This window comes from Streptomyces beigongshangae (assembly GCF_019710745.1).
Taxonomy (GTDB): Bacteria; Actinomycetota; Actinomycetes; order Streptomycetales; family Streptomycetaceae; genus Streptomyces; species Streptomyces beigongshangae.
On record NZ_JAHKJW010000044.1, the window covers coordinates 66960 to 74186 of the forward strand.

The 7227-nt window shown below is 69.6% G+C and carries 7 protein-coding genes, 1 other RNA gene and 1 pseudogene; 1 reads left to right on the top strand and 8 read right to left on the bottom strand.

Translation table 11 applies throughout. From position 1 onward, the window contains the following. Window positions 1–40: 40 nt before the first annotated feature. The 5 genes from ssrA to ftsE form a co-directional block, all read right to left on the bottom strand. Window positions 41–429, bottom strand: a transfer-messenger RNA (tmRNA) gene (gene ssrA / locus KM933_RS28545). Window positions 430–574: 145 nt separating this feature from the next. Next, on the bottom strand, window positions 575–1108 hold the full coding sequence (gene smpB / locus KM933_RS28550) for an SsrA-binding protein SmpB (protein WP_221357459.1): 534 nt from the start codon (window positions 1106–1108) through the stop codon (window positions 575–577). A 130-nt stretch (window positions 1109–1238) separates the two neighbouring features. Continuing rightward, window positions 1239–2405 carry a S41 family peptidase gene (locus KM933_RS28555; RefSeq protein WP_221357444.1) on the bottom strand — a complete coding sequence of 389 codons (1167 nt, stop codon included), beginning with the start codon at window positions 2403–2405 and terminating at the stop codon, window positions 1239–1241. A 68-nt stretch (window positions 2406–2473) separates the two neighbouring features. Further along, window positions 2474–3391, bottom strand: a complete 918-nt coding sequence (gene ftsX / locus KM933_RS28560) for a permease-like cell division protein FtsX (RefSeq protein WP_221357445.1) — start codon at window positions 3389–3391, stop codon at window positions 2474–2476. Window positions 3392–3437: 46 nt separating this feature from the next. Beyond that, the gene (ftsE, locus tag KM933_RS28565) at window positions 3438–4127 is read right to left on the bottom strand and encodes a cell division ATP-binding protein FtsE (protein WP_221357446.1); all 690 of its coding nucleotides are present in this window, start codon (window positions 4125–4127) and stop codon (window positions 3438–3440) included. Window positions 4128–4393: 266 nt separating this feature from the next. Here ftsE and KM933_RS28570 point away from each other — a divergent pair, with 266 nt between their 5' ends. After that, the gene (locus tag KM933_RS28570) at window positions 4394–4585 is read left to right on the top strand and encodes a hypothetical protein (RefSeq protein ID WP_221357447.1); all 192 of its coding nucleotides are present in this window, start codon (window positions 4394–4396) and stop codon (window positions 4583–4585) included. 160 nt (window positions 4586–4745) lie between these two features. On the opposite strand, the gene KM933_RS28575 is transcribed toward KM933_RS28570, so the two are convergent. The 3 genes and pseudogenes from KM933_RS28575 to KM933_RS28585 all read right to left on the bottom strand — a co-directional run. Next, window positions 4746–5396, bottom strand: coding sequence for an LPXTG cell wall anchor domain-containing protein (locus KM933_RS28575; RefSeq protein WP_221357448.1), 651 nt, complete (start codon window positions 5394–5396; stop codon window positions 4746–4748). A 322-nt stretch (window positions 5397–5718) separates the two neighbouring features. Continuing rightward, window positions 5719–6825, bottom strand: coding sequence for a peptide chain release factor 2 (gene prfB / locus KM933_RS28580; RefSeq protein ID WP_221357449.1), 1107 nt, complete (start codon window positions 6823–6825; stop codon window positions 5719–5721). Between the two features lie 207 nt (window positions 6826–7032). Next, window positions 7033–7227: pseudogene (locus tag KM933_RS28585) on the bottom strand (serine/threonine protein kinase); the annotation flags it as partial.

A 7227-nucleotide genomic window follows, 5' to 3' on the forward strand; every position in this document is an offset into this window, starting at 1 on the left:
GCTGCCGGAGCAGCGGGGCCTTCGTCTCATGAACATGGGAAAGTGGAGATGGCGGGAATCGAACCCGCGTCCAACGGTGCAGAATCAGGGCTTCTCCGAGCGCAGTTCGCTTAGATTTTCTCAGCCCCGGAGATCACGCGAACAAGTCTCCGACGGGCTCAGCCACTGTTTGGTTTCCCGCCGAACCCCGTGACCGGGCTCGACGGTTTAGTTCCCTAGATTATGCCAGGATCCGGGTCGGGAACACCCCCGGGCTGACACCCATTTAGGGTCCTTCACTCACTGGTTATTAAGCAGCGAGGGCGAAGGACTGGGAATCGCTCTTGGAATTGGCGATTATTGGTTGCGACATATGGTTAACGAGATCATTGCCGCTTCCTCGGCTCGCTTCCCCTGCTTCGACAGCCGCTGTCGAAACCGATCATCCCCATGTTGTTTTTTCAAGACCCCCCGAGGGGGGCGCGTGCACCTGCTGTGAGGTGCGGTGCCATCGTACGTGACCAACGCGGGTCGGTGCCACTGCATTCCCGCCGGGCGCCCGTCCGCCGTGCCGCCCGCCGCCCTGCTCGCCGCCCTACTCGCCGCGCTGTCTGCGCTTGGCCGCCGCGATCGCCCGGTCCGACTCGCGCCGGTCCTGCTTCTCGCGCAGGGTCTGGCGCTTGTCGTACTCCTTCTTGCCCCGCGCCAGCGCGATCTCGGCCTTCGCCCGGCCGTCCTTGAAATACAGGACGAGGGGCACGATCGTGTGACCCGTCTCGTCGGACTTCGACGCCAGCTTGTCGATCTCCTCGCGGTGCAGGAGCAGCTTGCGCTTGCGGCGCGCGGAGTGGTTGGTCCAGCTGCCCTGGCTGTACTCGGGGATGTGGGCGTTGTGCAGCCACGCCTCGTTCCCGTCGATCTGGACGAAGCCGTCGGCCAGCGAGGCCCGCCCCTGGCGCAGCGACTTCACCTCGGTGCCGGTGAGGACGAGCCCGGCCTCGTAGACGTCGATGATCGCGTAGTCGTGCCGGGCCTTCTTGTTCTGCGCGACGATCTTGCGCTTGCCGTCCTTGGCCGCGGCCTTGGCACCGCCTCCCTGCTTCGGCTGGGATTCCTTGGGTACGTACATGCCCTTGCTCATAGTGCTGGTCATTTTCGCACCAGAGGGGGCCCCGAGGGAAAGCCGATTACGAAGGCCGATCAGGAAGGCCGATCACGAAGGCCGCGGGCGACCGGTCACGCGAGCGGTGCGCGGGCGGTCACGAGGGGTCCCCGAGCCCGCTCAGCACGGTCGCGGCGCGCTCCAGCGCGCCCTCCTCGACCTCCAGGTCGGGGGTGATGCCACGACCGTCCACGGTGCGCCCGGAGGGGGTGCGGTAGTGCCCCACCGTCAGCTCGGCGACGGAGCCGTCGGGCAGCCGGCTCGGCATCTGGACCGAGCCCTTGCCGAAGGTCCTGGAGCCGACGACGACCGCCCGGCCGCGGTCCTGCAGACCGCCCGTGAGGAGTTCGGCCGCGCTCATCGTGCCGCCGTCGACGAGCGCGACCAGGGGCCTGGTGGTGTCGCCGCCGGGCTCGGCGTGCAGGGCCCGCTGGTCGCCGTTCACGTCGTACGTGGCCACGAGGCCGCCGTCGAGGAAGGCCGAGGCGGCCGTGACGGCCTCGGTGACCAGGCCGCCGGCGTTGCCCCGCAGGTCGAGGACGATCCCGCCGCCCGCGGGCGCGCCGGCCACGGCGGTCCGTACGAGGTCCCCGCTGCCCTTGGTGAAGGCGGCGACCTCGATGACGGTGACACCGCCGGGGAGTTCGCGCACGCCCACGGAGTCGGTGGACAGCCGCGCCCGGCGCAGGGTCTCGCTCCACGCGCGCGTGCCGCGCTGCAGTCCGAGGGCGACGGTGGTGCCGGCGCCGGCGTCGGTGGCGTCGCCCCGCAGCAGGGAGACGACCTCCGTGACGGGCCGGCCGTCGACCCGGTGGCCGTCGACGCTGCGCAGCCGGTCGCCCTTGCGGATCCCGGCGGCCGCGGCGGGCGAGCCCGGCCGCACCCGGGTCACCTCGATGCGTCCGTCGCGCTCGCGCCGGGCCCAGAGGCCGACGCCGGTGTACTCGCCGTCGAGGGCCTCCTCGAACTCCTCGTACTCGCCCCGGGAGTAGACGGCTCCCCAGCGGTCGCCGCTGCGGCTGACGGCCCGCTCGGCGGCCTCCACGGGCGACTTGCCGTCGGCCATCGCCTCGGCGGCGGCGTCGGCGACCTCCTCCTCGTGACCGCCCTGGGCGGTGGGGACCGGGGGGGAGACGGATTTCCGGCCGGACCCGTCGAACGACCCGGTCGCGGCGCCCGCCACGAGGACGCTCGCGAAGACCAACGTCAGAGCCGCCCCGCGGCGGATGCGGCGGGGCTGACAGAACAGGTCGCGGCCCGACATGCCGGTGAGTCTAGGACAACGCGAAGGGCCGTACCGGGGGTTGCCCGGTACGGCCCTGTTGGCATGTGTCACACCTTCAAGTACTTGCGCAGGGCGAAGAAGGCGGCCAGCGCGGGCATCAGGAGGCTCGTGGCGAGGATGAGCGGCAGCTTGGCGAGGACGGCGTCCCAGCCGATGAAGTTGATCAGGTTCAGCTTCTCGGACAGGGCGAGACCGTGGTCGATGAGGAAGTACCGCGCGATCAGCAGGAAGGCGCAGGCGACACCGCCGCCGATGAGCCCGGCGACGGCGGCCTCCATGATGAACGGCGCCTGGATGTAGAAGCCGGAGGCGCCCACCAGACGCATGATCCCGGTCTCACGCCGACGGCTGAACGCGGAGACGCGCACCGTGTTGACGATCAGCATCAGCGCGACGACCAGCATCATCGCCATCACCGCCCGCGCGGCCCAGTTCATGCCGTTGAGCAGCTCGAAGAGGTTGTCGAGGATGCCCTTCTGGTCCTGCACGGACTGCACGCCGTCCCGGCCGTCGAAGGCGGTCGCGATGATCTGGTACTTCTCGGGGTCCTTCAGCTTGACGCGGAAGGACTCCTGCATCTGGTCCGGGGTGAGCGAGGCCGCCAGCGGGGAGTCGCCGAACTGCTCCTTGTAGTGCTTGTACGCCTCGTCGCTGGTCTCGTGCGTGACGTTCTCCACGACCGGCATCTTGTCCAGCTCGGTCTGGATCTGCTTCCGCTGGTCGCCGGTGACCGCCCCCTTGACGCAGTTGGGGTCGGACTCCGCGTCGCTCTTGTTGCAGAGGAAGATCGAGACGTTGACCTTGTCGTACCAGTACCCCTTCATCGTGTTCACCTGGTCGCTCATCAGGAGCGAGCCGCCGAACAGGGCGAGGGACAGGGCGACGGAGACGATGACCGCGAAGGTCATCGTCAGATTGCGGCGGAGACCGACACCGATCTCCGACAGGACGAACTGGGCGCGCATGGCGTCTTCTCAGGCCTTTCCGTGGACGGGCGCGTGGAGGTCGCGGTCAGTGCTGGTAGCCGTAGACGCCGCGCGCCTGGTCGCGCACGAGGCGACCCTTCTCCAGCTCGATGACGCGCTTGCGCATCTGGTCCACGATGTTCTGGTCGTGCGTGGCCATCACGACGGTGGTGCCGGTGCGGTTGATCCGGTCGAGCAGCTTCATGATGCCGACGGAGGTCTGCGGGTCCAGGTTTCCGGTGGGCTCGTCCGCGATCAGCAGCTTGGGCCGGTTCACGAAGGCTCTCGCGATGGCCACGCGCTGCTGTTCACCGCCGGACAGCTCGCCGGGCATCCGGTCCTCCTTGCCCCCGAGGCCCACGAGGTCCAGCACCTGGGGCACGGACTTGCGGATCTCGCCCTTGGACTTCCCGATCACTTCCTGCGCGAAGGCGACGTTCTCGGCGACCGTCTTGTTGGGCAGGAGGCGGAAGTCCTGGAACACGGTCCCCAACTGGCGGCGCATCTGCGGCACCTTCCAGTTGGAGATGCGCGCGAGGTCCTTGCCCAGCACGTGCACCTGGCCCTGGCTGGCCCGCTCCTCGCGCAGGATCAGCCGCAGGAAGGTGGACTTCCCTGAGCCGGAGGACCCCACCAGGAACACGAACTCGCCGCGCTCGACCTCCAGGGAGACGTCCCGGAGAGCGGGGTGGGTCTGCTTTGCGTAGACCTTGGAGACACTGTCGAATCGGATCACGGATGCACCACAGGCCGTCGGGGATATCGGGGTGGACGAGCGTGACCATACGCGACCCGGGCGTACCGGCGCAGTCGCCGGGACGGGTTGCTCAATGGTTGTGCACATTTGTACCGGGCACTCATGGAGGAGGGGCCCCGCCCGGCCCCGCAAGGCAGCACGGGGGAACCCGCGCACCCTCCGGAGGAACCTGGCACAGTGGAGGGGGAACGTATCCGTTCCCGAGCGCGTTGTGTATGTGGAACCGGTGCAAGGAGGGCGAGCGCATGACGTACGACCGGCTGGTGTGCGCGAACTGCGCCGCGCCCGTGAGCGAAGGCCGCTGCCCGGTCTGCCGCGCGAACCGCGAGCGGATGCAGCACGAGGGCCCCTTCGGAGGGCTCAACCCCATGACACTGATCGCCCTGCTCGCCGTCCTGGTGGCGGCGGTGGCCCTGCTGGCGCACCAGACCGCGTAGGAACAGGCAGGAACACGCAGGGGCACGCGGGGACACGTAGAGACACGCGGTACGGCGGGCCGCAGACTCGGCGGTCACGGCGGCAGGCGGCAGGCGGCAGCAGGAGCACACGAGAAGGGCCCGGAGCCGTCCGCTCCGGGCCCTTTTGCCGCGTGTCGTGTCAGGCAGCGGTGCCGCGGCCGTTCATGACGCGCGGCAGCATACGGAAGCCGATGCCGCCGGCGATCATCGTGGCGGCGCCGATCATCAGGAACGTGATGTTCTCGGCGGCGCCGGTATCGGCCAGCTCGTCGCCGGTGCCCTGGGCGGAGGTGCCCTGGCCGGAGGTGCCCTGCTCGGAGACGTCCGAGCCGGTGTCGGTCAGGCTCTCCTTGCCCGCGCCCTGCTCGACGGGCCTGGAGCCGCCGCCGTCGGGGTCGGTGTCGTTGCCGCTGTTGCCACCGGTACCGCCGTTGCCCTCGTCACCGCCGGTACCGCCGCCGTTCCCGTTGCCCGGGGAGGTGGGCTCCTCGGTGGGCTCGGTGGGCTCCTCCGTGGGTTCGGTCGGCTCCTCGGTGGGCTCGGTGGGCTCCTCCGTGGGTTCGGTCGGCTCCTCCGTGGGCTCCTCGGTGGGCTCCGTCGGGATCTCGGTCGGCTCCTCGGTGGGCTCGGTGGGGTCCGGGGCCGGGGGCGTCGGGTCGTCGGCGGAGATGCCGACCTCGACATCGCTGTCGAGCGCCGAAGCGGCACCGGCGACGGTCAGCGAGGCTCCGGCGGCGATCACGGCGCCGGCGGCGATCCGCGCGATCCGGATCCGCGTCTTCTTGGTCATCTGGTTGTTACCCCCAGTAGGTCATCGTCGGTGGTGCAGCGTCCGGGGCCGTGACCGCGGGGTCGGCTCGTCGGAGCCCCCGGTTCACACGCGCCCCAGAAATACGCATGCCGCGCGCCACCCTCCTCACTTTTCAAAGCAGCGTCAAGGCCGTTGCGGTCGCGATGTCCAGATCAAGCTCTTTTGACCGGCACAGCGTCATGTGAGTGTGATGTAAAACCCACGCATCGCCCGACAGAAAGGGCAACTGCGGCCCGGTGGACCGCAGTTGCCCTGTCGACAAAACGACGTGCAGGAATGTCGTCCGCTCGGCTTTCCCCGCCTACTTCTCCTGCTGCTTGCGCCAGCGAATTCCGGCTTCGAGGAATCCGTCGATCTCGCCGTTGAAAACGGCCTCGGGATTACCGACTTCGCAGTCCGTGCGCAGGTCCTTGACCATCTGGTACGGGTGCAGGACGTACGAACGCATCTGGTTGCCCCAGGAGTTTCCGCCGTCGCCCTTGAGCGCGTCCATCTTGGCCTGGTCCTCCTGGCGGCGCCGCTCCAGGAGCTTGGCCTGGAGGACGTTCATCGCGGTCGCCTTGTTCTGGATCTGCGAGCGCTCGTTCTGGCAGGAGACGACGATGCCGGTCGGGATGTGGGTCAGCCGCACCGCGGAGTCGGTCGTGTTGACGCCCTGGCCGCCGGGCCCGGAGGAGCGGTAGACGTCCACGCGCAGCTCGGACTCGTCGATCTCGACGTGGTCGGTCTTCTCGACGACGGGCAGGACCTCCACACCGGCGAACGACGTCTGCCGGCGTCCCTGGTTGTCGAAGGGCGAGATCCGCACCAGCCGGTGCGTGCCCTGCTCGACCGAGAGCTGCCCGTACGCGTACGGCACCTGGACGGCGAAGGTGGTCGACTTGATGCCGGCCTCCTCCGCGTACGAGGTCTCGTAGACCTCCGTCTTGTACCCGTGCTGCTCGGCCCAGCGCAGGTACATGCGCTGGAGCTTCTCGGCGAAGTCGGCGGCGTCGACGCCACCGGCCTCGGCGCGGATGTTGACGAGCGCCTCGCGGGAGTCGTACTCGCCCGAGAGGAGCGTCCGGACCTCCATCTCGTCCAGCGCCTTCCTGACGGCGACGAGCTCGGCGTCGGCCTCGGCACGGGTGTCCGGGTCGTCCTCCTCCTCGGCCATCTCGAAGAGCACGCTGAGGTCGTCGATGCGCCCGCGGAGCGTCTCGGCCTTGCGCACCTCCGCCTGGAGGTGGCTCAGCTTGCTGGTGATCTTCTGCGCCGCATCGGGGTCGTCCCACAGGGACGGTGCCGCCGCCTGCTCCTCGAGCACGGCGATGTCTGCCCTCAGTTTGTCGAGGTCCAGGACGGCCTCGATCGACTCCATGGTCGAGGAGAGGGACTTGAGCTCTTCGGATACATCGACGACTGCCACGCCCCCAGCGTAACGGCTCCGCCGGCTTGGACGGGTAGGTGTGCGGGGCCCCACACCTTCGCGCTCGTCCGCGGGTGCGTGGGGGCCGGTCGCGCGGTTCGCCGCGCCCCTTGGGCGCCTAGGAGCTGGGCCGCCTAAGGGGCGCGGGGAACCGCACGACGGGGGTTCGGGGGCGGAGCCCCCGAGAGCCGGACGGGGAGACCCGGGTCACGGGGTCTCCGGGGCCGAGCTCTCCGTGTCGGAGGGGGAGCCGCCGTCGTCCCCGGACGTGGCGAACCACGCGCCGCCCCCGATCGCGGCGACCAGCGCCACCCCCGCCACCCCGAGCGTGATCCGGCGCCGCCGTGCGGACGCCCGGTGCCGCGCCGAGCCCGGCCGCGGCGCCCCGGCCGCCCGCGGAGC